19 protein-coding genes and 1 pseudogene are annotated in these 19,976 nt (G+C 64.5%); 5 read left to right on the plus strand and 15 right to left on the minus strand.

Going from position 1 to position 19,976, the window contains the following annotated elements; genetic code table 11:
• Window positions 1-147: 147 nt before the first annotated feature.
• The 8 genes from AC5V87_RS34695 to AC5V87_RS34730 all read right to left on the minus strand — a co-directional run bounded on the left by AC5V87_RS34695 (window position 148) and on the right by AC5V87_RS34730 (window position 7,101).
• The gene (locus tag AC5V87_RS34695) at window positions 148-1,320 is read right to left on the minus strand and encodes a phosphoserine transaminase (RefSeq protein WP_495369176.1); all 1,173 of its coding nucleotides are present in this window, start codon (window positions 1,318-1,320) and stop codon (window positions 148-150) included.
• Window positions 1,321-1,399: 79 nt separating this feature from the next.
• A complete protein-coding gene (locus AC5V87_RS34700) occupies window positions 1,400-1,606 on the minus strand; it encodes a hypothetical protein (protein ID WP_235540530.1) in 207 nt (68 codons plus the stop codon).
• A gap of 255 nt (window positions 1,607-1,861) precedes the next feature.
• Window positions 1,862-2,326: a GNAT family N-acetyltransferase gene (locus AC5V87_RS34705; RefSeq protein WP_456842641.1), complete on the minus strand. Its 465-nt coding sequence runs from the start codon at window positions 2,324-2,326 to the stop codon at window positions 1,862-1,864.
• Window positions 2,327-2,355: 29 nt separating this feature from the next.
• Window positions 2,356-2,946 carry a glutathione S-transferase family protein gene (locus tag AC5V87_RS34710; protein WP_495369177.1) on the minus strand — a complete coding sequence of 197 codons (591 nt, stop codon included), beginning with the start codon at window positions 2,944-2,946 and terminating at the stop codon, window positions 2,356-2,358.
• A 74-nt stretch (window positions 2,947-3,020) separates the two neighbouring features.
• Window positions 3,021-3,905 carry an outer membrane protein gene (locus tag AC5V87_RS34715; RefSeq protein ID WP_456842639.1) on the minus strand — a complete coding sequence of 295 codons (885 nt, stop codon included), beginning with the start codon at window positions 3,903-3,905 and terminating at the stop codon, window positions 3,021-3,023.
• Between the two features lie 172 nt (window positions 3,906-4,077).
• A complete protein-coding gene (locus AC5V87_RS34720; RefSeq protein ID WP_456842638.1) occupies window positions 4,078-4,899 on the minus strand; it encodes an outer membrane protein in 822 nt (273 codons plus the stop codon).
• Window positions 4,900-5,367: 468 nt separating this feature from the next.
• On the minus strand, window positions 5,368-6,711 hold the full coding sequence (glmM, locus tag AC5V87_RS34725; protein WP_456842637.1) for a phosphoglucosamine mutase: 1,344 nt from the start codon (window positions 6,709-6,711) through the stop codon (window positions 5,368-5,370).
• A 222-nt stretch (window positions 6,712-6,933) separates the two neighbouring features.
• Window positions 6,934-7,101 carry a hypothetical protein gene (locus AC5V87_RS34730; RefSeq protein ID WP_456842636.1) on the minus strand — a complete coding sequence of 56 codons (168 nt, stop codon included), beginning with the start codon at window positions 7,099-7,101 and terminating at the stop codon, window positions 6,934-6,936.
• 104 nt (window positions 7,102-7,205) lie between these two features.
• Between AC5V87_RS34730 and AC5V87_RS34735 the strand changes: the two genes are divergently transcribed.
• Window positions 7,206-8,342 (plus strand): alpha-hydroxy acid oxidase, encoded by a 1,137-nt coding sequence (locus AC5V87_RS34735; protein ID WP_495369178.1) that lies wholly within the window; start codon window positions 7,206-7,208, stop codon window positions 8,340-8,342.
• Window positions 8,343-8,625: 283 nt separating this feature from the next.
• On the opposite strand, the gene AC5V87_RS34740 is transcribed toward AC5V87_RS34735, so the two are convergent.
• The 7 genes from AC5V87_RS34740 to AC5V87_RS34770 all read right to left on the minus strand — a co-directional run bounded on the left by AC5V87_RS34740 (window position 8,626) and on the right by AC5V87_RS34770 (window position 17,041).
• Window positions 8,626-9,252 (minus strand): single stranded DNA-binding domain-containing protein, encoded by a 627-nt coding sequence (locus AC5V87_RS34740; RefSeq protein ID WP_456842634.1) that lies wholly within the window; start codon window positions 9,250-9,252, stop codon window positions 8,626-8,628.
• 139 nt (window positions 9,253-9,391) lie between these two features.
• Window positions 9,392-10,231: a shikimate dehydrogenase gene (locus tag AC5V87_RS34745; protein ID WP_456842633.1), complete on the minus strand. Its 840-nt coding sequence runs from the start codon at window positions 10,229-10,231 to the stop codon at window positions 9,392-9,394.
• 79 nt (window positions 10,232-10,310) lie between these two features.
• The gene (locus AC5V87_RS34750; RefSeq protein WP_495369179.1) at window positions 10,311-12,065 is read right to left on the minus strand and encodes a SulP family inorganic anion transporter; all 1,755 of its coding nucleotides are present in this window, start codon (window positions 12,063-12,065) and stop codon (window positions 10,311-10,313) included.
• Between the two features lie 94 nt (window positions 12,066-12,159).
• Window positions 12,160-12,432, minus strand: a complete 273-nt coding sequence (locus tag AC5V87_RS34755; RefSeq protein ID WP_008566993.1) for a helix-turn-helix domain-containing protein — start codon at window positions 12,430-12,432, stop codon at window positions 12,160-12,162.
• Between the two features lie 381 nt (window positions 12,433-12,813).
• Window positions 12,814-14,862 (minus strand): elongation factor G, encoded by a 2,049-nt coding sequence (locus tag AC5V87_RS34760; protein WP_456842631.1) that lies wholly within the window; start codon window positions 14,860-14,862, stop codon window positions 12,814-12,816.
• Between the two features lie 200 nt (window positions 14,863-15,062).
• Window positions 15,063-15,545, minus strand: coding sequence for a DUF992 domain-containing protein (locus tag AC5V87_RS34765; protein WP_456842630.1), 483 nt, complete (start codon window positions 15,543-15,545; stop codon window positions 15,063-15,065).
• A gap of 293 nt (window positions 15,546-15,838) precedes the next feature.
• Entirely contained in the window at window positions 15,839-17,041 is a 1,203-nt protein-coding gene (locus AC5V87_RS34770) for a pyridoxal phosphate-dependent aminotransferase (RefSeq protein WP_456842629.1), read from the minus strand.
• A 648-nt stretch (window positions 17,042-17,689) separates the two neighbouring features.
• Here AC5V87_RS34770 and AC5V87_RS34775 point away from each other — a divergent pair.
• From AC5V87_RS34775 to AC5V87_RS34790, 4 genes and pseudogenes are all read left to right on the plus strand, one after another.
• Window positions 17,690-18,340 carry a glutathione S-transferase family protein gene (locus tag AC5V87_RS34775; protein ID WP_456842628.1) on the plus strand — a complete coding sequence of 217 codons (651 nt, stop codon included), beginning with the start codon at window positions 17,690-17,692 and terminating at the stop codon, window positions 18,338-18,340.
• A gap of 154 nt (window positions 18,341-18,494) precedes the next feature.
• On the plus strand, window positions 18,495-18,671 hold the full coding sequence (locus tag AC5V87_RS34780) for a hypothetical protein (RefSeq protein WP_167336551.1): 177 nt from the start codon (window positions 18,495-18,497) through the stop codon (window positions 18,669-18,671).
• 73 nt (window positions 18,672-18,744) lie between these two features.
• Window positions 18,745-18,927 (plus strand): hypothetical protein, encoded by a 183-nt coding sequence (locus tag AC5V87_RS34785; protein WP_456843535.1) that lies wholly within the window; start codon window positions 18,745-18,747, stop codon window positions 18,925-18,927.
• A 156-nt stretch (window positions 18,928-19,083) separates the two neighbouring features.
• Window positions 19,084-19,890: pseudogene (locus AC5V87_RS34790) on the plus strand (PAS-domain containing protein).
• Window positions 19,891-19,976 lie beyond the last annotated feature (86 nt).

Raw genomic sequence — 19,976 nt, forward strand, 5'->3', positions numbered from 1 at the left:
AAATTGCCGGTGCGCCGCGTGGAGAGATCACCCCACCCCGGCGCACCTGCTTGTTTGAGCATGATCTTGTCGGAAAACCGGGGACCCACTTTTCCGGATCATGCTCGCCGGTGCGTCGAACCTCCCCCTCCAGGGGAGGGTAAGAACTTAGGCCGCCTTGGCGAGCTGCGCCTTGGTCTCGGCAAAGGCCCAGTCGATCCACTGCGTCAGCAGCTCGACGTCCTTGGCCTCCACCGTGGCGCCGCACCAGATGCGCAGGCCCGCCGGCGCATCGCGGTAATAGGCGAAATCGTAGCCGGCGCCTTCCTTCTCGACCAGGGCGACGAGCTTCTTGGAGAACTCCGCTTGCGCGTCGTCGGAGAGCGAGGTGATCGCGGGATCGGTGAACTTCAGGCACACCGAGGTATTGGAGCGGATCGATGCGTCCTTGGCGAGGAAGTCGATCCACGGCGTCTTCGCCTTCCAGTCGGCCAGCACCTTGGTGTTGGCGTCGGCGCGGGCGATCAGCGCCTTGAGGCCGCCGATCGACTTGGCCCAGTTCAGCGCATCGAGATAGTCCTCGACGCAGAGCATCGACGGCGTGTTGATGGTCTCGCCGACGAAAATGCCTTCGTTGAGCTTGCCGCCCTTGGTCATGCGGAAGATCTTCGGCAGCGGCCAGGCCGGCTTGTAGGTCTCGAGCCGTTCAACGGCACGCGGCGAGAGGATCAGCATGCCGTGCGCGGCTTCGCCGCCGAGCGCCTTCTGCCAGGAGAAGGTGACGACGTCGAGCTTGGGCCAGTCGAGGGCTTGCGCGAACGCGGCCGAGGTCGCATCGCAGATGGTCAGGCCTTCGCGGGTCGCGCTGATCCAGTCCGCGTTCGGCACGCGCACGCCCGAGGTGGTGCCGTTCCAGGTGAAGACGACGTCGCTCGTGGGGTCCACCTTGGAGAGGTCGGGGATCTCACCGTAAGCAGCGTTGAGCTTGGTGACGTCCTTGAGCTTCAATTCCTTGACGATGTCGCTGACCCAGCCCTCGCCGAAGGATTCCCAGGCGAGCGTGGTGACGGGCCGGGCACCAAGCAGCGACCACAGCGCCATCTCGACCGCGCCGGTATCGGACGCGGGCACGACGCCGATGCGATAATCGGCGGGGACTTCAAGCACTTCGCGCGTCAGATCGATCGCGAGCTTGAGCTTGGTCTTGCCGACCTTCGCGCGATGCGAACGGCCGAGCGCTGCGTCCTTGAGATTTTGGGCATTCCAGCCGGGGCGCTTGGCGCAGGGGCCGGAGGAGAAATGCGGCACGGTCGGCCGTGAAGCGGGCTTCGCTACAGTCATGATCTACCCTTCCAGATAGTAAGCCTCCCGTTGGGGGGAGGTGTCCCGCCGCGGCTGATACGGGAATCGGGCAGACCAGTCAAGAAAGTTCCGGCGGCTCACGCCGGAGTGATGGCGGCTCGGCTGCGATATCGGGCGATTCAACCGGCGTGAGCGCATTCAGCAAGTCCGTGGCCTCGCTGATCAATTGCGCGGCCCGGCGGCGACTGCCGACTTTCAAAATGCACTTGTCATTGGCCTGCACAACGTAGCCGTTGCCGACCTTGATCATGGAATAGCTTGTCATCGAAATCCCCGAACCGACCGAGCCCGGTGTCTGACGTTGCGTAGCACCGTTCGTTCCTGCTTCCACATGAACGACGGGCGGGTAGTTTATCAGCTCTTAAGATGAACGAATGCGCGATCCGATTTGGTAGCTTGCACAACGTCTGCGGCCGAAGCCCCATTCCGATACAATCGACATGGGACTCTGGATTTTTGTATTGACGCGTTTTCTTTACGCGAACCGCTATCCACTTCGCTCGAAAACGCTCCTGGCGCCTCAAAAGCGGACGGTCATGCCGACATGGCTCGCTGCAAATCCCAGCCGCTTGTAGAAGCGCTGCGCATCGACGCGCGTCTGATGCGTCAGCAGCTCGACCAGATTGCAGCCGCGCGCTTTGGCTTCCGCGACGGCCCATTGCACCAATTGCTCGCCGATGCCACGGCTGCGACAATCAGTGGCAACACGCACATCCTCGAGCAGGCCACGAATGCCGCCTTGCGAGCTGATGCCTGCGAGCACCGCAAGTTGCAGGCAGCCGACCACCCTGCCCTCGCTCTCGGCGACGACGAGCGAGAGATTGGAATCGCGCGCGACGCGCTCGAACGCTTCGTAGTAGACGGCGGGCAGCGGATCCTCGACGCGCTCGCGGGCGCGGCCGAGATGATCGTCGGCGAGCATCGCCACGATCGCGGGAACATCCTCGCGGCGCGCGGGGCGAATCGAGACGGACTTATCGTTCATACCGGGACTCCAAAACTCGGGCGATGGGCTCAGCGCGCCGGCGGCAGACCGAGCGAGGCCTCGGCCTCGCCGATCCAGCGGCGGATGGCCGCATAGCGAGCGAGATCGAAGCCGCCTTCATGCGCGAGGCGCGTATAAGCGAGCAGCGACACGTCGGCGAGCGAGATCGCATCGCCTGCGAAGAAACGGCTTGCTGCCAGATGCTGCTCCATGCGGTCGAGCGCCGCATAGCCGCGCTTGACCTTCTCAGGGTCGAGCTCCGAGGCAGCCTTGCCGAGATAGACGATGAGGAAACGGCACACCGCGATATAGGGCTCGTGGCTGTATTGCTCCCAGAACAGCCATTCGTCCATCTTGGCCGCGGCAAAGGCGTCACGCGGGATCAGCGCGCTGTCGCGGGCGAGATAGCGGATGATGGCGTTGGACTGCGCCAGCGTGCGGCCGTCTTCGAAGGCGACGGTTGGCACCTGACCGGCGCCGTTCATCGCCAAGAACTGCGCCGTGCGCGTCTCGCCCTTGCGCGTGTCGATCTCGATCCATTGATAGGGCAGTGCGAGATGATCGCAGACCCACTTCACCTTCAGACAATTGCCGGAATTGCTGTCGCCGTAGATCTTCATCGCCTCGCCCCGCGTTGAGGCGACAGAGCATCAGGACGATGCGGGGCTGTCAACCGCGATGCAGCGATGCTGTGTCAGAACTTGTAGCCGAGCCCGACGCGTGCATTGTTCAGCGTCACCGAGGTGTTCATGACCGGCGAGAATTTCACATATTCGTATTCGACGCGCGCGAACAGACCGTTCCAGATGCAGTATTCGACGCCAAGGCCGGCAGTCCAGCCCACCGCGAAGGCGTTGGTCCGGCGCTGGCTCTGCGTCTGGGACTGCGCGGGAACGGGGTTCGGTCCGTTCGTGACGATCGTCGTGACGCCAGCGACCGTCGTCGTCATCACCTGGGTCAACGTCACGTCGCTTGTCACGGTACGCGATACGTCCATGCGGCCGACAGCAGCGCCAGCGAACGCGTATGGCATGAAATCGCCGCCATCCCAGCCCACGCGGCCGCGGAGCGCAATCATGTCCTTGACCTGTGCCGCGGCGGTACCAGTCAACTTTACGTTCCAATGATCGGTCACGTTGTCGGGGTGAATGTCACCGGGGGGATTGATGATATCGAGTTGATTGGAGCCGCTGGTCTGCGTGTAGAGATTGTTGAAGTGACTGTAGGTGCCCTCGAGACCGAGAATGGCATCGTACCATTGCCAGTTGCGGCCGACGAAGGCGCCGAAATTCGTGCTCTGCGTGTTGGTCTTGTTCATCAGCGACCAATTCGCGGTCGGCTGCTGCAGCACGCTGTCGCGGAAGATGTAGTTGGTCAGGCCAACCACGCTCTGGCTGAAATCGGTCGCATCAGCCGTGTAGCCGCCGTTGACGCCGAAATAGGCGCCATCCCAATTACGGGACGTCTTGGACAGGCCGTCGGTGAAGCCGCCGCGCAGGACGGGCAGATCCGGCATGTCGGCCGCGTGTGCGGCGGACATCGATCCGAACACCGCCGCCACCAACCAAAGCCTACGCATCGCAACGCTCCATCGAACTCTCGAACTGTTGCGATGATCATGGCTCGTTAACCTTAACCAATGGTTGCGTCCGGCGCGATTTCGTCGCCGTTGCGCCATGAAAAACCCGAAAAGCAAAACGGCGCGGGATGGCCCCGCGCCGTTAAGAGACGTTAAGCGATGGGCTAGAAGATCAGCCCTTGGTGACGAGCGGCGGCGTTGCGTAGACCGGCGGGCTGTCGAGATTCCAGCGCACGCCGAACTTCAAGTCATGCGATGTGATGTCCTTGAACTGCATGGTCCGGCCGCGGGTGAAGCCGGTGAAGTCGGTAAGAGCGCCGGTGACGCCGTCTCCGAGATCCACATAGCGATAAGCCAGTTCGAGCGTCAGGCTCGGGTTGACCTTGTAAGCAAGACCGGCATGCGCGGCCCATGCGAAATTCCACTTCGAAGCGTTGGGCGCGTACGCAACACCAGCGTTCGGCGTGTTGATATCCTGGAAGTTCGAAATCGTGTTGCGCGACGTACCAACACCGGCGCCGATGAACGGGGTAATGCACCACCAAGTGCCGAGATCGACGTACGCGTTGGCGAGGATCAGCCATTCCGACTTGCTGCCGTGATACTCATCGGTGAACGCGGGAGCGCCGTTGAAGTTGACGAGATCGAGCCCATGCAGATTAGCGTTGCTGCGATACTCACCGGTCACGTCGGCGCGGAACCAATTGTTGAACCGGTAGCCGGCGCCGAGACCGAAGATGCCCGCCGAGTCGAAGCCGAGGCCCTGCGTCGACGCAACGGAGATACCGGGATCCACGAAGCTCGGGGTGAGCTTGTTCACCTTCTGATTGCTGATGCCGATGTCACCGCGCAGATACCAGCCGCCGAAGTCGGCGGGCGGAGCCGGCGGCGCGTACATGGGGGGCGGTGCCGCGATCGGCATGTCGGCGGCAAACGCCACCGAGGAGATCAGGGTTGCCGCACCCGCGGCAAGGAGAGACTTAACGCTACGCATTGGCTTCGTCCTTATGGCCGGTGAGGCAAAATGCAGACGCCCCACGTTCTGGAAACTCGCGACCCGGACGATGGCAGCAAATGCTTAAGCGCCACTTAACCCTAATTTTTAAGGTTGATTTTTTCTGAGTGCACACGCGGACGCGGCGCGAGCGTTGCAGAAATGCAGCAGCCCCGGCGGCGCAATTGCTAACGATCGATGAAGGAGTGTTGCGACGAAACAGGATCTGCTAACGCGCGCCGCGGCAGCGGGGCGTGCATGGTTCGAGACGCCTCCTTCAGCGGGCTCCCTACCATGAGGGTCCAGGGTCTCGCCTGGAGACAGGAATCGTAAGGGACAAAGGCGCGCTGCGCCGTGCCCACCACCTATTCATTGCGGCGACAGAAGCGTGGGCACGCTGTCGCTTTGCCCACCCAACGATAGTGCCCGTGAGGTGAGATCACCCACCCCGCTCCTGCTTGAAAGACCTTAGGCCGCGACCTGGCCCAGCGCGGAGACGATGGTGTCGACCACGTCCTCGACCAGGATGCGGTCCTCGCCTTCGCCCATGACGCGGATCACGGGCTCGGTGCCGGAGGAGCGGATCAGGAGGCGGCCGTGGCCGTTGAGGCGCTTCTCGCCGTCGGAGATCGCCGACTTCACGTCGGAATCATCGAGCGGCTTGCCGCCCTTGTGGCGGACGTTCTTGAGGATCTGCGGCAGCGGATCGAAGCGGTGACAGACTTCCGACACCGGGCGGCGCAGCTTCTGCACCACCGCGAGCACTTGCAGCGCAGCGACGAAGCCGTCGCCGGTGGTGGCGTAGTCGGACAGGATGATGTGGCCGGACTGCTCGCCGCCGAGATTGTAGCCGCCGCTCAGCATCTGCTCGAGCACGTAGCGGTCGCCGACCGGCGTGCGCACGAGATCGAGCCCCTGCCCCTTCAGGAAGCGTTCGAGGCCGAGATTGGACATCACGGTGGCGACGATGCCGGGCCGCGACAGGCGGCCGTCTTCCTTCCAGCTCTGCGCGATCACTGCGAGGAGCTGGTCGCCGTCGACGATATGGCCGCGCTCGTCGACGAGGATGACGCGATCGGCGTCGCCATCAAGCGCAATGCCGATGTCGGCGCGCATCTCGCGCACCTTCTTCGAGAGAGCTTCGGGCGAGGTCGAGCCGCATTCCTTGTTGATGTTGAAGCCATCGGGATCGACGCCGATCGGCACCACGTCGGCGCCCAGCTCCCACAGCGCCTCCGGCACGACCTTGTACGCGGCGCCGTGAGCGCAATCGACCACGACCCGCAGGCCGTCGAGCGAAAGGTCGCGCGGCAGCGTGCGCTTGGCGAATTCGATGTAGCGGTCATGCACGCCGTCGATACGGCGGGCGCGGCCGAGGCTGGCGCTCTGAGCGAGCCGCTTGTCGATGGGCTCGTCGAGCAACTGCTCGATCTGCTTCTCGACATCGTCGGAGAGCTTGAAGCCTTGCGGGCCGAACAGCTTGATGCCGTTGTCCTCGAACAGATTGTGCGAGGCCGAGATCATCACGCCGAGATCGGCGCGCATCGACTTGGTCAGCATCGCCACCGCCGGGGTCGGCATCGGGCCGACCAGCAGCACGTCCATGCCGACCGAGGTGAAGCCCGCGACCATCGCATATTCGATCATGTAGCCGGACAGGCGGGTGTCCTTGCCGATCACGACGCGATGGCGGTGGTCGCCACGCTGAAACGCAAGGCCCGCGGCCTGGCCGACCTTGAGCGCGAGCTCCGGCGTGATCAGTCCGTTGGCGCGGCCCCGGATCCCGTCAGTCCCGAAATATTTGCGGCTCATATCGTCCCCCAGCACAACAACCAGGGACCCCCTCTACAACCACGGGCTGCCCGGGCGGGCCCCGCATCCCTGATTTGCTGAGGTCTTATAAGCCCAACGCGGCCAACTTGGCTTCAAAAAATGTGATCAATCGTTACGGAACAGAGGTACTCCCTCCGTCACATAAGCGGCTGTTAACACTATATTTCCTACCGCAGCGCCGAAATCGAGCCGGAACCCGCCCTAGCCTGCGCGCTTGACATGCCCATCGTCGCGGCTCGGCGGCGGCTGGGTGACGTTGACGGGATCGGAGCCGGGGAAGGTCTCCTCCAGCCCCTCTTCCAGGGCGTCGTCGAGAGCCTCCTTCTCCTTGATCTGTTCCGGCGACGGTCCCGCGTGCGGCTTGGCCATGGCGCCCTCCTCTCAAACGATTGGGCTGTGCATCCAACCATGCTAGATGACCCCTCAATCTTCCGACGCAAGACTTCCGCTACGAGATGGGCCGGGGAACGTTCATGAAGCACATCACCTGTATCGACGATCTTCGTGCGCTGCATAAGCGCCGCGTGCCGAAGGCGTTCTTCGACTATTGCGACCGCGGTTCCTATGCCGAGGAAACGCTGCGCGCCAACCGCGAGGACCTGCAGGCGATCAAATTTCGCCAGCGCATCCTGATCGACGTCTCCAAGCGCGACACCTCGACCACGATTTTGGGCGAGCCCTCGACCATGCCGCTGATCCTCGCGCCGGTCGGCCTGCTCGGCATGCAGCATGGCGACGGCGAAATTCACGCCTGCCGCGCCGCGCAGGCCGCCGGCATCCCGTTCACGCAATCGACCATGTCGATCTGCTCGATCGAGGACATCGCCGCCAATGTCGAGAAGCCGTTCTGGTTCCAGCTCTACGTGATGAAGGACCGCGGCTTCATCAAGGAGCTGATCCAGCGCGCCGCCGCCGCCAAATGCAGCGCGCTGGTGCTCACCGTCGACCTGCAGGTGATCGGCCAGCGCCATGCCGACATCAAGAACGGCATGACGGTGCCGCCCGAATGGTCGCTGTCCAAGCTCTTGGACTTCGCCAGCAAGCCGGCCTGGGTCTCGGGCGTGCTGCAGGGCAAGCGCCGCACCTTCGGCAACATCGCAGGCCATGTGAAGAACACCGAGGATCTCAACCGCCTCGCGGAGTGGACGGCATCGCAGTTCGACACGTCGCTGAACTGGAAGGACGTCGAGTGGGTCCGCAGCATCTGGCCGGGCAAGCTCATCATCAAGGGCATCCTCGACGTCGAGGACGCCGAGGAAGCGGCGAAGACCGGCGCGCAGGCGCTGGTGGTGTCGAACCATGGCGGCCGCCAACTCGACGGCGCGCCATCCTCGATCGAGGTGCTGCCGGAGATCGCCGATGCGGTCGGCGGCAAGATGGAGATCATGTTCGACGGCGGCATCCGCTCCGGCCAGGACGTGATGCGCGCGCTCGCGCTCGGCGCAAAGTCCTGCATGATCGGCCGCGCCTATGCCTATGGGCTCGGCGCAGGCGGCCAGGCCGGCGTCGCCAAGGCGATCGACATCATCCAGAAGGAGCTGCTGACCACGATGGGCCTGTGCGGCGTCAACCGGATCGACGAGATCGACGATCACGTGATTGCGGTGTGAGTGCTAGTCTAACCTCTCCCCGCCCTTCCGCGGCAGGGCAATCGCATATGAAAACGGCGTGATTTTTGGTGCTACCGTTTCCACATCGTCATGGCCGGCTTGTCCCGGGCCATCCACCTCTTCACTCCTGCAAAACAAGACATGGATGCCCGGGATATAGGCGAGCGAAGCGACGCCGTCCTCGCGGACGGCTATGCCCGGGCATGACGAGTTTGTGGAGCGATCGGCTGCTCACAAGGCACATCGGGCGAGGGAGTGCGAGAGCGGGGCGTCCCGCACAGCCTCACATCGGCGGCGTGATCCCGTCCCGCCCGACATTCACCCGGTTCGCCTCCAGCGAGCCGTCCTCCTTCTTCGCCGCGCCGAAGATGATCAGCTTGGCGCCGGGCTTCACCTCCGACTTGTCGCTGGCAACGAAGGTGACGATCGGGGTGTCCGGCGGCACCACGACTTTCTTCTCGCCGTCCTTGTATTTCACCGTGATGTTCTGGCCCTCGGTGCCCTTCACCGTCTGCGCCACGGTCGCATTCGTCATGGTCGAATTGGCGCGGGCATCCCAGGGGCGAAAACCTTCGGCGGCGCCGCGCTGGTTCTCCGGGAAGATGTGGACCGCGATCGCCTTCTGAGTGCCGTCGGGCTCGGGCATGCCGGTGACGCCGATGTAGGAGCCTTCCTTGATCTCGGAGAGCTCCGTCTTCACCACGGCAAAGATCGCGACATTATCGGTCATCCTCACCTTCACGTCGCTGCCCTCGCGCGTCTTGATGCCGAGCATGTTGCCGTCGACGCTCTCGATGGTGCCGCGGATACGCACCGTCGGCGCTTGCTGCGCCGAGACGGATGATGTCGCGATGCAGGTGATGAAGGCAGCCACGACAGCGCGTGGCATCCAGTTGGTCAGCTTTGACATGGCATTGTCCCTCCAGGGCGTTGCGGTGGTCAGACACGGCAACCCCCGCGTGACCACCGCTATTCCCTCAATTCTTGGAGCATGCTGGCCTTCGATTGTCCCCACGGATCGAGAACGCCGAAGGACGCTGACTATTCTCTCAAGTCTTTGTGAGATCAGCCTCGACCAATGCGCGCAGCTCGGCCGTCACCTCAGGCCTGCGGCCGAACCACAGTTCGAAGCCGCGCACCGCCTGGTGCAAGAGCATGCCGAGCCCGTCGGCGGTCTTGAGCCCGCGCGCTTGCGCGGCCCCGAGCAGCGGCGTCACCAGCGGGACATAGACGAGATCGGCAACGACGGCCTCGTTCGGCAGGCGCGCGACATCGACGTCGAGTGACGGCTGGCCATGCATGCCGAGCGAGGTCGTGTTCACGAGAAGTTTTGCGCGCGGCAAGAGGTCGTCGATCGCGTCCCACGCAACGGGATGCACGTTCGGTCCGAACTGTCCTGCAAGTGTCTCGGCCCGCGCGATGGTGCGATTGGCGAGATGGATGCGCTTGACGCCACGCTCGCGCAGGCCGAACACGACCGCGCGCGAGGAACCGCCTGCCCCGAGCACCAGCGCTTCCTCCGCCCTGTCCCAGCCGGGCGCGCTGGCGTCGAGATTGCCAATGAAGCCTTCCACATCGGTGTTCGTAGAGCGCAGCTCGCCGTCCTCAAACCACAGCGTGTTGGCAGCGCCCACGGCCCTTGCCCGCGCGTCGGGCGAGGACAATGCGAGGGCGGCCTCCTTGTGCGGGATGGTGACATTGGCGCCGACAAAGCCGCGCAGCGACAGCCGCAGCACGAAGTCGCGTAAATCATCAGGCGGAACCGCCTCGATGACATAGCCGCCTGCGATGCCGAGCGTGCGCAGCCAGTAATGATGGATCAGCGGCGAGCGCGAATGCGCGGCCGGCCATCCGATCAAGCAGGCTGCGGGAGCCTTGGTCACCGTCATCGTCTCCTTGGGGTCGTATTTGGAGGCGATCCATTTCGCGTCCCGCGGGCTCTGTCAAGCCGGGAGACTCAGTGCGACATCAGCTCCCGGCTGCGTCGGCGGCCGCGGGCTGGGCAGCACCGCCCTTGATGTCCGAGACCGCGCGCTCGATGGTCTCGCGATAGCGGGCGCGCGGCGGCGTCACGCCATGGGTGAGCAGCGCGCGGCGGACCGCGGGCGTGGCTCCGGTGATGAACAGGCGGATGCCCCGGCGATGCGCCTTGACGGCGACGCGGCCGAGCACGTTGGCCGCAGTCGAATCCAGGAACGGCACCGCGGCGAAATCGACCACAAATCCCTTGCGCTTGTCGCCAACGTCATCGAGCACGTTGCCGATGGCCGAGGCTGCGCCAAAGAAGAACGCGCCGGTGATGCGATAGACCAGCACGTCGCGATCGACCGCGAGCGCGGCATCGTAGGGCACGCGATCGCCATTGCCGTCATCAGCGCGATCGGCGGTCACCAGCGGCGTGCGCTCCTCGATGCCGGTCATCTCCGCCATGCGATGAATGAACAGCACCGCGCCGAGCGCGAAGCCGACCAGAATGCCTTCGGTGAGATCGCGGAAGATCGTGAGCAGGAAGGTTGCGAGCAGCACCACGGCATCGCCCCAGGACGAGCGCAGCAGCGTCGCGAACTCCTGCTTCTCCGCCATGGTCCAGGCGACGACCACGAGCACGGCGGCGAGCGCTGCGAGCGGGATGTAGCTCGCAAGCGGCGCCGCGATCAGCATGAACAGGAGCAGGAAGACCGCATGCAGCATGCCCGCGAGCGGTCCGCGTGCGCCGGCGCGGATGTTGGTCGCCGTGCGCGCGATCAGGCCGGTGACGCAGATGCCGCCGAACAGCGCCGAGCCGATATTGGCGACACCTTGCGCCACCAGCTCACAATTGGAGCGGTGACGGCGTCCGGTCATGCCGTCGGCCACCACCGCCGACAGCAGCGATTCGATCGCGGCCAGCAGCGCGAACGCAATCGCGTCAGGGAGCACGGCTTTCGCCTTGGCAAGCGAGAATGCGGGCAGCGCCGGCGACGGCAATTCGCGCGGGATGCCGCCAAAACGGCTGCCGATGGTTTCTACCGGCAGCGAGAGCACCGCGCATACGACCGCGGCGAACACGACCGCGATCAGGATGCCGGGCCAGGACGGCCGCCAGACCCGTAAGCCAGCGATGATGGCGATGCTGGCAAGCGCAACGGCAACCGCGGACGGATTGACGGTGTGCAGGCCGTCCGCGAGCGCGACGAGCTTCGGCACGAATTCGCTTGGCTCCTTCCCCGCCAGCGTGATGCCGCCGAGATCGTGCAACTGGCTGGCAAAGATGATCACGGCAATGCCGGCGGTGAAGCCAACCGTGACAGGATAGGGAATGAACTTGATGTAGGTGCCGATCCGCAGCAGGCCCGCGGCAATCAGGATGACGCCCGCCATCATGGTGGCGAGGATGACACCGTCGACGCCGTGCCGCTCCGCGGTCACCGCGACCAGCACGATGAAGGCGCCGGCGGGCCCGCCGATCTGGAAGCGGCTGCCGCCGAGCAGCGACACGATGAAACCGCCGACGACGGCGGTGTAGAGGCCGCGGTCCGGCGTCACGCCGGAAGCGATCGCGATCGCCATCGACAGCGGCAGCGCGACGATCGCGACGGTGAGGCCGGCGAACACATCGGCGCGGAAATCCGATAGGCCATAGCCCTCGCGCCAGACCGTGACGAGTTTCGGCAGGTATAGTTCGGCGAAAGTCGGTCGGCGCAGCCGATGCAGCCCGCCTGCCCGCTCGCTGGTGATGCTCATGCTCCGCGGCCCCCACACACTGCATCGTGCGGCCGCGATCTCGGACGCGACGGTGCGTTAGCTCATCTTCTTGCAGGCATGATCACCGCAGCGATCATGCCCCCACGCGGCGCGGCGGCCCCGGTTCCTTCAGGCGAACACCGCGCCCACCGCTGTCGCTGCGCGCCTGCTCGCCGATCAGCTCGACGCCGGCCCGGTCGAACGCCTCGACTACCTTAATTAAAGTCTCGACCACGCCGCGAACATTGCCGGTCGAGGCCTCCATCCGCTGGATGGTCGGCAGCGACACGCCGGCAAGCTCGGCCAGGGTTTTCTGGTCAATGCCGAGCAGCGCGCGGGCTGCCCGCATCTGGAATGACGTGATCACCGCGGCCTCACGTATCAGGAGTTATAAATGATATCTGAAGCGTGTACAATGATGTAAAATACATCATATGGGAGTGAGCGCAAGTGCTCACCCTTTCGCCGCTTTTCCGGGGGAGAGACGTAGGCCGCCTTCCGGCGGCCGTTTCAAGAACGCCGAAGCGAAGCTTCGGCTATATCGCCCCCCGGGCGATGCGCAGCATCGTCCGGCGCGATCCGGATGAGAGGCAAGGCACGCTATTGCCTTGAGCGTACGCCCATCCGGCTCATGAGCTCGATTACGATTCCAACCGCGCGCGTGGAGACAACCCCTCCCTCCCTCTCTCCGTGAAGAACGGGAGAGGGAGTGAGAGAGTGACGCCTCCTTACGCGACCGCTAACCGACTCACGCCGCGTGCTGATGCGCGGCGATGATCTGGTCGGCGGCGCGGCCGGTGACTTCGGCCATGTGGTCGAACTGGCGGGTGAAGCTCCCGGCGCCGGCCGTGGCCGAGCGCAGCTCGACGATGAGCTCGCCGATCTCCGCTTCCGGCATCATGGCGCGGACGCAGTCCCAGCCGCTCCAGCCGTCGCGGGTGTCGAAGCCGAGGATCTGGCCGCGCCGCGCCGACAGGATCGCGTTGATCTTGGCGGTGGCGTCGGTCGGACAGACGATCTCGACGACGTGGATCGGCTCCAGCAACACCGGCTGGCATTGCGGCAGGCCTTCGTTCAATCCGATCCGCGCCGCGGTACGGAAGGCGAGATCGGAGCTGTCGACGCTGTGATAGGAGCCGTCGGTCAGCGTCACCTCCACATCGGTAACCGGGAAGCCGAGCGGACCGCGCGCCAATCCGTCGATGACGCCCTCCTCCACCGCCGGGATGTAGTTGCGCGGCACCGCGCCGCCCACCACCTTCTCGGCGAATTTGAAGCCCTCGCCGCGCGGCAGCGGCTTGATATCGAGCACGACGTCGCCGAACTGACCATGGCCACCGGACTGCTTCTTGTGGCGGCCGCGCTGGGTGATCGGCTTGCGGATGGTCTCCTGGTAGCCGATCGCGGGCGGATGCGAGGAGATCTTGACGCCGAAGCGGTCGCGCAAGCGCTCGACCTCGACGCGGAGATGCATCTCGCCCTGCCCCCACAGCACGGTGTCATGGGTCTGGGGATTCTGCACGATGACCAGCGAGGGATCCTCCTCGTGCAGGCGAGCCAGGGCCTGACCGAGCTTCACGTCGTCCTTGCGGTCGGTGGACGCGATCGAGATCGCCAGCACCGGCGGCGTCGGCTCGGGGGCGGCGAGCGCAGCCGGCGGAGTCTTGCCGTTCGAAACCGTGTCACCTGTCTTGAACAGGTCCAGCTTGGCGAGCGCGACAGTGTCGCCGGCGTCCGCCGCGGCACGCTTGGTGTCGTAGGCGCCGTTGACGGCGAGGATGCCGGAGATGCGGCCGGTCCCGCCGGAGGAGGATTGCAGCGTCGCACCGTCGTCGAGATGGCCGGCGAGCAACCGCGTCAGCGACAGCTTGCCGCCATGCTGCGAATGCAGCGTCTTGAAGACGTAGCCGAGCGCATCCTTGGTGTCGGGAACGCCGAGCCGTTTTGCGGTCTCCGCGATTCCGGGCGCCTCGTGGCGCAACGCCTTCATCAGGCGCAGCACGCCATTTTCGCGCGCCGCCGATCCCAGCAGCACGGGGCAGATCAGCCCTTCGCGGAGTTCGCGGGCGAGATCGTCGAACACGGCATCACGCGGCGGCTGGATGTCTTCGAGCAGCTGCTCCATCAGCGCATCGTCGTGGTCGGCGAGCTTCTCCAGCATCGAGAAGCGCGCCTCCTTCTCGCGATCGAGATCGCCACCTTCGAGTGCGACCACCTCGGAGGCTTTGTGCTCGCGATAGATGAACGCGCGCTCCAGCGCGAGATCGACAAACCCCTCGATCAGATCGCCCTTCCAGATCGGGATCTGGCGCAGCACCAGCGGCACGCGCGAGGCGGGCTGGAGCATCGCGAGCGTCTCGCGGATGCGCTGGCTGGCGCGATCGATCTTGTTGAGGAACAGGAAACGCGGGATCTTCAGCTCTTCCAGCTCGCGCAGGATGATCTGAAGCTGCGGCAGCTTCTTCTCGTCGGCCTCGCAGACCACGACCGCGGCATCGATCGCGGGCAGCGCGGCGCGCATGTCGTGGGCGAATTCGACGGAACCGGGACAATCCAGGAAGGTATAGCTGTCGCCCATGAAACTCGTGGTCGCAGCAGTGAGGCCGACGGTCATCTTGTGGTGACGGGCCTCGGGCGTGGCGTCGCCGACGGACGTTCCGGCATCGACGCTGCCGGCGCGCGGGATTGCGCCCGTTCGCGCCAGGATTGCTTCAAGAAGTGTGGTTTTACCGCTTTGGAAAGGGCCCACCAGCGCAATGCACCGTGGACCTCGGGGACTTCTGACGTCTTGTCCCATTTCGCCGCCTCCCTGGTGTGGAGCTCGGCCCGTGATTGGGTCGGCAAACGGTGATGCTCTGCCCGTCGCCGAGATTTGGCAAGCAACAAACGTCGCTGCGGTGCGTCGTCCCTTAGATCCGTTGTAACGTCTTAGAGATGAGCCGGCGTATTCCACCTCTTCCCGACTGGAAGAGGTGGAAGCAGTACTGTCCTTGGTGCTTAGCGGCCCGGACGGAGTTCCAGGCTCTCGAGGCCGGCGGCGACGTTGAGGCCGACCTGGCCCTGCACACTGAGCGGCTGGAGCGCGATCGAATTGTTGGAGCCGCCGACCAGCACGTTGCCGCCTAAGCCGACACCGACCGAGGCGCTGCCCTGCGCGCCCGCGTAATTGCCGGAGAGGTCGCCGGGGCCGAGCCGATCGACCGGCGCGAACACGCCCCAGGCGAGCGTGGTCTCCTGGGTGATGCCGATGTCGAGACCCACTTTACGGATCGTTGCGACATAGCGGTCTTCAGGCAAGCCATCGGCGCGCAGCACGCAGCCGAGATTGGTTACCGATCCCACGATGAAGCCGACGCTGGCGCCGCCGCGGCATTCGAGCACACCGACGCGAACCATACGCTGCTGCTGCGCATCGCCGTTTGCGACGGAGGCAACAAGGCTGGCGGCAGCGAGCCCGGCGAAGATGAACGAACGGCGCATGAAAGATCTCCGGCTATGAATGTGATGCGAGCAGAGAGAGCGCGGCACACGCCGCGCGATGGTCTATGCCACAAGAGCTTTGCACGTGCCAGATCGTGCGCGACGAATTGGTGCGCTGTCTTCCCTTCTCCCCTTGTGGGAGCAGGTGGCGCGAAGCGCCGGATGAGGGGCTGTCTCCGCGCATTGAACTGGCAGAGGGACTCGCGGAGAGAACCCCTCACCCGTCTCGCCGCTTCGCGGCGATCCACCCTCTCCCACAGGGGGAGAGGGTGAAATCGCATGTCGCAAGAAGCTTACCGCAGATTGCCGCAGAAGCGCTGGATGCGCTTGCAGGCGTCTTCGAGGTCGGAGGTCTTGGTCGCGTAGGAGATGCGGAAGGCCGGGCCGAGGCCGAAGGCCGAGCCCTGCACCACGGCGACGCCCTCGGTCTCCAGCAGCTCGGTGACGAACTGCTCGTCATTCGAGATCACGTTGCCCGACGGCGCCTTCTTGCCGATCGTGCCGGCGCAGGACGGATAGACGTAGAACGCACCCTCGGGCCGCGGGCACTCGATGCCATTGGCCTGGTTGAGCATGGAGACGACGAGGTCGCGGCGCTCCTTGAACACCTTGTTGTTGGCGGGGATGAAGTCCTGCGGACCGTTCAGCGCCTCGACCGAAGCCCACTGCGCGATCGAGCACGGGTTCGAGGTCGATTGCGACTGGATAGTCGACATCGCCTTGATGAGCTGCGCCGGACCGCCGGCGTAGCCGATGCGCCAGCCGGTCATGCAATAGGCCTTCGACACGCCGTTCACCGTGAGCGTGCGGTCGTAAAGGCTCGGCTCGACCTGCGCGACGGTGGTGAACTGGAAGTCGTCATAGACGAGGTGCTCGTACATGTCGTCGGTCATCACCCAGACATGCGGGTGCTTGACCAGCACGTCGGTGAGCGCCTTGAGCTCGGCCCTCGTGTAGGCCGCCCCCGTCGGGTTCGACGGCGAGCACAGGATCACCCATTTGGTCTTCGGCGTGATCGCGCGATCGAGCGCCTCGGCCCCGAGCTTGAAGCCGGTCGCGGCGGTGCAGACCACCGGCACCGGCTCACCGCCGGCGAGCGCCACCATCTCAGGATAGCTGACCCAATAGGGCGCGGGGATGATTACCTCGTCGCCCGGATTCATGGTCGCCATCAGCGCGTTGTAGAGCACCTGCTTGCCGCCGGTGCCGACGATGATCTGGTTCGGCTTGTAGGCGACACCGTTCTCGCGCTGAAACTTCGCGATGATGGCTTCCTTCAGCTCGGGGATGCCGTCGACCGCGGTGTACTTGGTCTTGCCGGCCTCGATGGCGCGGATCGCCGCCAGCTTGATGTTGGCGGGCGTGTCGAAGTCCGGCTCGCCGGCGCCGAGCCCGATGACGTTGCGGCCCGCCGCTTTCAGCGCCCGTGCTTTGTCCGTGACCGCGATGGTCGCGGACGGCTTCACACGGTCGAGCGCAGCGGCAAGGAAGGACATCGTCATCTCCTGACAAGCGTCGTGAAGCCTTTCGCCTCACGACTCTGATTGTGGGAATGCGACCACCCTAAGACGTGTGCCGCTGCGCCGCAAGAAACTTCGGCCCGATCTCGCAAAAGTTTACGGATTTGGAGCGTTTCAAGGCGCGATTTCCCGCAATTTTCCGCAACTTTGCCAGGCAAACCGCTCATATCCGGCAAGGCTTGTCCTCGGAGCAATTTTGCGTGTTGCGTGCTGCTATGAACCGGCACTCGTCATGCCCGGGCTTGTCCCGGGCATCCATGTTCTTCGTGCGTCAAGTAAGCCAAGCAAGACGTGAATGGCCGGGTCATAGGCGAGTGGAAGCGACGCCGTCCTTTGGACGGCTATGCCCGGCCATGACGATGTGGATATTTCAGCGCCCTGTCACTGGCCGCTCAACCGTTTCACACAATGCACGGTCGAATGCATCCCGTGCGTTGACGCACGCGTCAACTCATTTGCATCATCGCGCGGAAATGATCTTCCTCGGCGTTGCAGTGCGGTAGGGTTTTCGAGTTTTTCTATCGGCTGGCCCTTGCGGCGGATTCGCATCGGCATCATTGTTTACCCGCGCTGCGGGGCAACACGTGCCGCGCCTTCCCTATCCACGGATTCGAAACTCCCCGAATGTACAAGCTCTATTCGATGCAACGCTCGGGCAACAGCTACAAGGTCCGCCTTGCGCTGGCGCTGCTCAACGTGCCCTACGAAGCGATCGAGGTGGACATTCTGCGCGGCGAAAGCCGCACGCCGGATTTTCTGACGAAGAATCCGTCGGGCCAGGTGCCGCTGCTCGAGGTCGGCGACGGCCGCTTTCTCGCCGAGTCCAACGCGATCCTCTGGTACGTCGCCGTCGGCACGCCGCTCGCGCCGGAGAACCGCATCGACCGGGCCGAGGCGCTGCAATGGATGTTCTTCGAGCAGCACGCGCTCGAGCCGAACATCGGCGCCGCCTATTTCTGGCTGTCGCTGGTCAAGGGCGGCCGCGACCTGCAGACGCACGCGCTGGAGGACTGGATGGAGCGCGGCTATGGCGCGCTGCAAGTGATGGAGAATCATCTCAAGGCCAACGCCTATTTCGCCGCCCGCCAGCTCACGGTCGCCGACATCGCGCTGTACGGCTACACCCACCTTGCCGATCGCTGCGATTTCGACCTCCAGGCTTTCCCGGCGATCCGGGAGTGGCTGAAGCGGGTGGAAGCCACGCCCGGCTTCGTGTCGATGGACTGGCGGCCGGCCGACATCGACGACCCCGCCAGCATCGCCGCGGGCGCCTGACGACGCACCCGAGCTGGCGAATGGCGGGTATAAGGTTCATCCTCGCCGCAATCTCGCCATTTTCGGCGCGATAGCCGCCGCAATATTGCCCGTTGAAATAGTGAAATTGTTCGATGTCGCGGGTGATTCGCTCGCACGTTGAAGGATTTAAACCATGATTCGGGCGTCCGGCACGGCAGGCTTTCAGGGCCATACCGATACCGTTTCGTCTTCCCGGCTGACCAACGCGGTCGCGGCCTCGCTCGCCGTCGCCGCGCTCTCGCTGTGCCTGATCGTCACCCTGACGGTGCTGTCGACCAAGGCCACGATGGCGATGGGCCTGCCGGTCTGATTCCCGTCTCATCCTCGACCAGCCTTCAAGGCGCCGCGTGGCCCGCGCCAACCGGCATCGCGACAGGACGTCGATGAAATCGCCTGTGGTCATCGTTGCAATCACCCTGACTGCGGCCATCCTGGTCGCGGCATCGCTGCTGATTTTGGTCGGCACGCGTAAGGGATCGGGAACGTCGACGTTGAATGTCCCCGCGCAGCAACAGCGCGCGAATCGGAACGGGGCTCTCGATTCTCGTGTTGACGCGTTTTCTTGACGTGAACCGATATCCACGTCGCTCGAAAACGCTCTAAATCATCCGAAAGCTTTTCCCGGAACCGCAAGCGCCTGTTAAGCGCACCGCACGAAATCGGATTGCGCTCGTGCTACCGTAGGCCAATCTGACCGCCCTACTCGTTCAGGGAGGAACGAGATGCGGTTCGGATGGCGCGCGATCTCCGGTCCGGTGCTGACGGCAGCCATTGCGCTGCTCGCGATCCTACTCGATCGCACCATTGTCGTTCCCTCGCCAGCGCCTGTGTTCGTCTGCGTCGTCGCGCTTGCCGGCGCGTTGTCGGGTTTCGCCTCCGCGATGACCAGCGCGGCACTCGCCGTGATCGGCGCGGCGCTGTTCTGCCTCGGCCATCGCGCCATGTCCTTCCATGCTGCGGCCGACCTGGTCGGCCTCCTCGCCGTGACCGCCTTCGGCACCGCAGGCATCACCGGCCTGATGCGCGAGCGGCTGCTCGCCACATTCGCCGCCGAGCGCCAAAGCCACGCCACCGCCGCGCGGTTGTCGGCCGCGCTCGACCAGGTCGACATCGGCATCGTGCTGCTCGATACCGAGACGCGAGCCGAATTCATCAACCGCGCGTTCCGCGATTATTTTGCGCTGCCGGACGAAATCGCCGCCGGCAAGCCGCCCTTCATCGCGCTGATGTATCACGGCCGCGACACCGGCGCGTTCGAGCTGCCCGAGGACGAGCTCGGCACTTTCATCGCGCAGCGCATGGAGATGGTGCGGATCGGCGACGCCACGCCGATCAACATCAAGCTGCGCAACGGCGAGGTGCTGCGCTTCGTCTGCACAGCGCTGCCCGACGGCGGCCGCATGCTGAGCTAAACGCCAGTGACCGACCTCGTGCGCCACACCGATGCGCCGGAGCGCGCCGACTACTACCGTTCGCTGCGCGATCCCACGAACCGCAAGCTGATCCGGTATCTGCGCGTGGCGGAATGAGGGTGCTTTAGCCCAAGAACATCGCCTTCCGGCGCCCGCGGAGACAACCCTCACTCAAGCGAGCGTTGCTCGTCTTAACCTCTCCC

The sequence above is a fragment of the Bradyrhizobium sp. SOJA106 genome, from assembly GCF_059448745.1.

Coding starts and splice junctions, on each gene's coding strand:
- AC5V87_RS34740 (WP_456842634.1), bottom strand. CDS start 9,252: ATGTCAAAGCTGACCAACTGGATGCCACGCGCTGTCGTGGCTGCCTTC.
- AC5V87_RS34720 (WP_456842638.1), bottom strand. CDS start 4,899: ATGCGTAGCGTTAAGTCTCTCCTTGCCGCGGGTGCGGCAACCCTGATC.
- AC5V87_RS34695 (WP_495369176.1), bottom strand. CDS start 1,320: ATGACTGTAGCGAAGCCCGCTTCACGGCCGACCGTGCCGCATTTCTCC.
- AC5V87_RS34705 (WP_456842641.1), bottom strand. CDS start 2,326: ATGAACGATAAGTCCGTCTCGATTCGCCCCGCGCGCCGCGAGGATGTT.
- AC5V87_RS34715 (WP_456842639.1), bottom strand. CDS start 3,905: ATGCGTAGGCTTTGGTTGGTGGCGGCGGTGTTCGGATCGATGTCCGCC.
- AC5V87_RS34770 (WP_456842629.1), bottom strand. CDS start 17,041: ATGTCCTTCCTTGCCGCTGCGCTCGACCGTGTGAAGCCGTCCGCGACC.
- AC5V87_RS34785 (WP_456843535.1), top strand. CDS start 18,745: ATGAAATCGCCTGTGGTCATCGTTGCAATCACCCTGACTGCGGCCATC.
- AC5V87_RS34780 (WP_167336551.1), top strand. CDS start 18,495: ATGATTCGGGCGTCCGGCACGGCAGGCTTTCAGGGCCATACCGATACC.
- AC5V87_RS34745 (WP_456842633.1), bottom strand. CDS start 10,231: ATGACGGTGACCAAGGCTCCCGCAGCCTGCTTGATCGGATGGCCGGCC.
- AC5V87_RS34765 (WP_456842630.1), bottom strand. CDS start 15,545: ATGCGCCGTTCGTTCATCTTCGCCGGGCTCGCTGCCGCCAGCCTTGTT.
- AC5V87_RS34700 (WP_235540530.1), bottom strand. CDS start 1,606: ATGACAAGCTATTCCATGATCAAGGTCGGCAACGGCTACGTTGTGCAG.
- AC5V87_RS34760 (WP_456842631.1), bottom strand. CDS start 14,862: ATGGGACAAGACGTCAGAAGTCCCCGAGGTCCACGGTGCATTGCGCTG.
- AC5V87_RS34750 (WP_495369179.1), bottom strand. CDS start 12,065: ATGAGCATCACCAGCGAGCGGGCAGGCGGGCTGCATCGGCTGCGCCGA.
- glmM (WP_456842637.1), bottom strand. CDS start 6,711: ATGAGCCGCAAATATTTCGGGACTGACGGGATCCGGGGCCGCGCCAAC.
- AC5V87_RS34775 (WP_456842628.1), top strand. CDS start 17,690: ATGTACAAGCTCTATTCGATGCAACGCTCGGGCAACAGCTACAAGGTC.
- AC5V87_RS34730 (WP_456842636.1), bottom strand. CDS start 7,101: ATGGCCAAGCCGCACGCGGGACCGTCGCCGGAACAGATCAAGGAGAAG.
- AC5V87_RS34710 (WP_495369177.1), bottom strand. CDS start 2,946: ATGAAGATCTACGGCGACAGCAATTCCGGCAATTGTCTGAAGGTGAAG.
- AC5V87_RS34735 (WP_495369178.1), top strand. CDS start 7,206: ATGAAGCACATCACCTGTATCGACGATCTTCGTGCGCTGCATAAGCGC.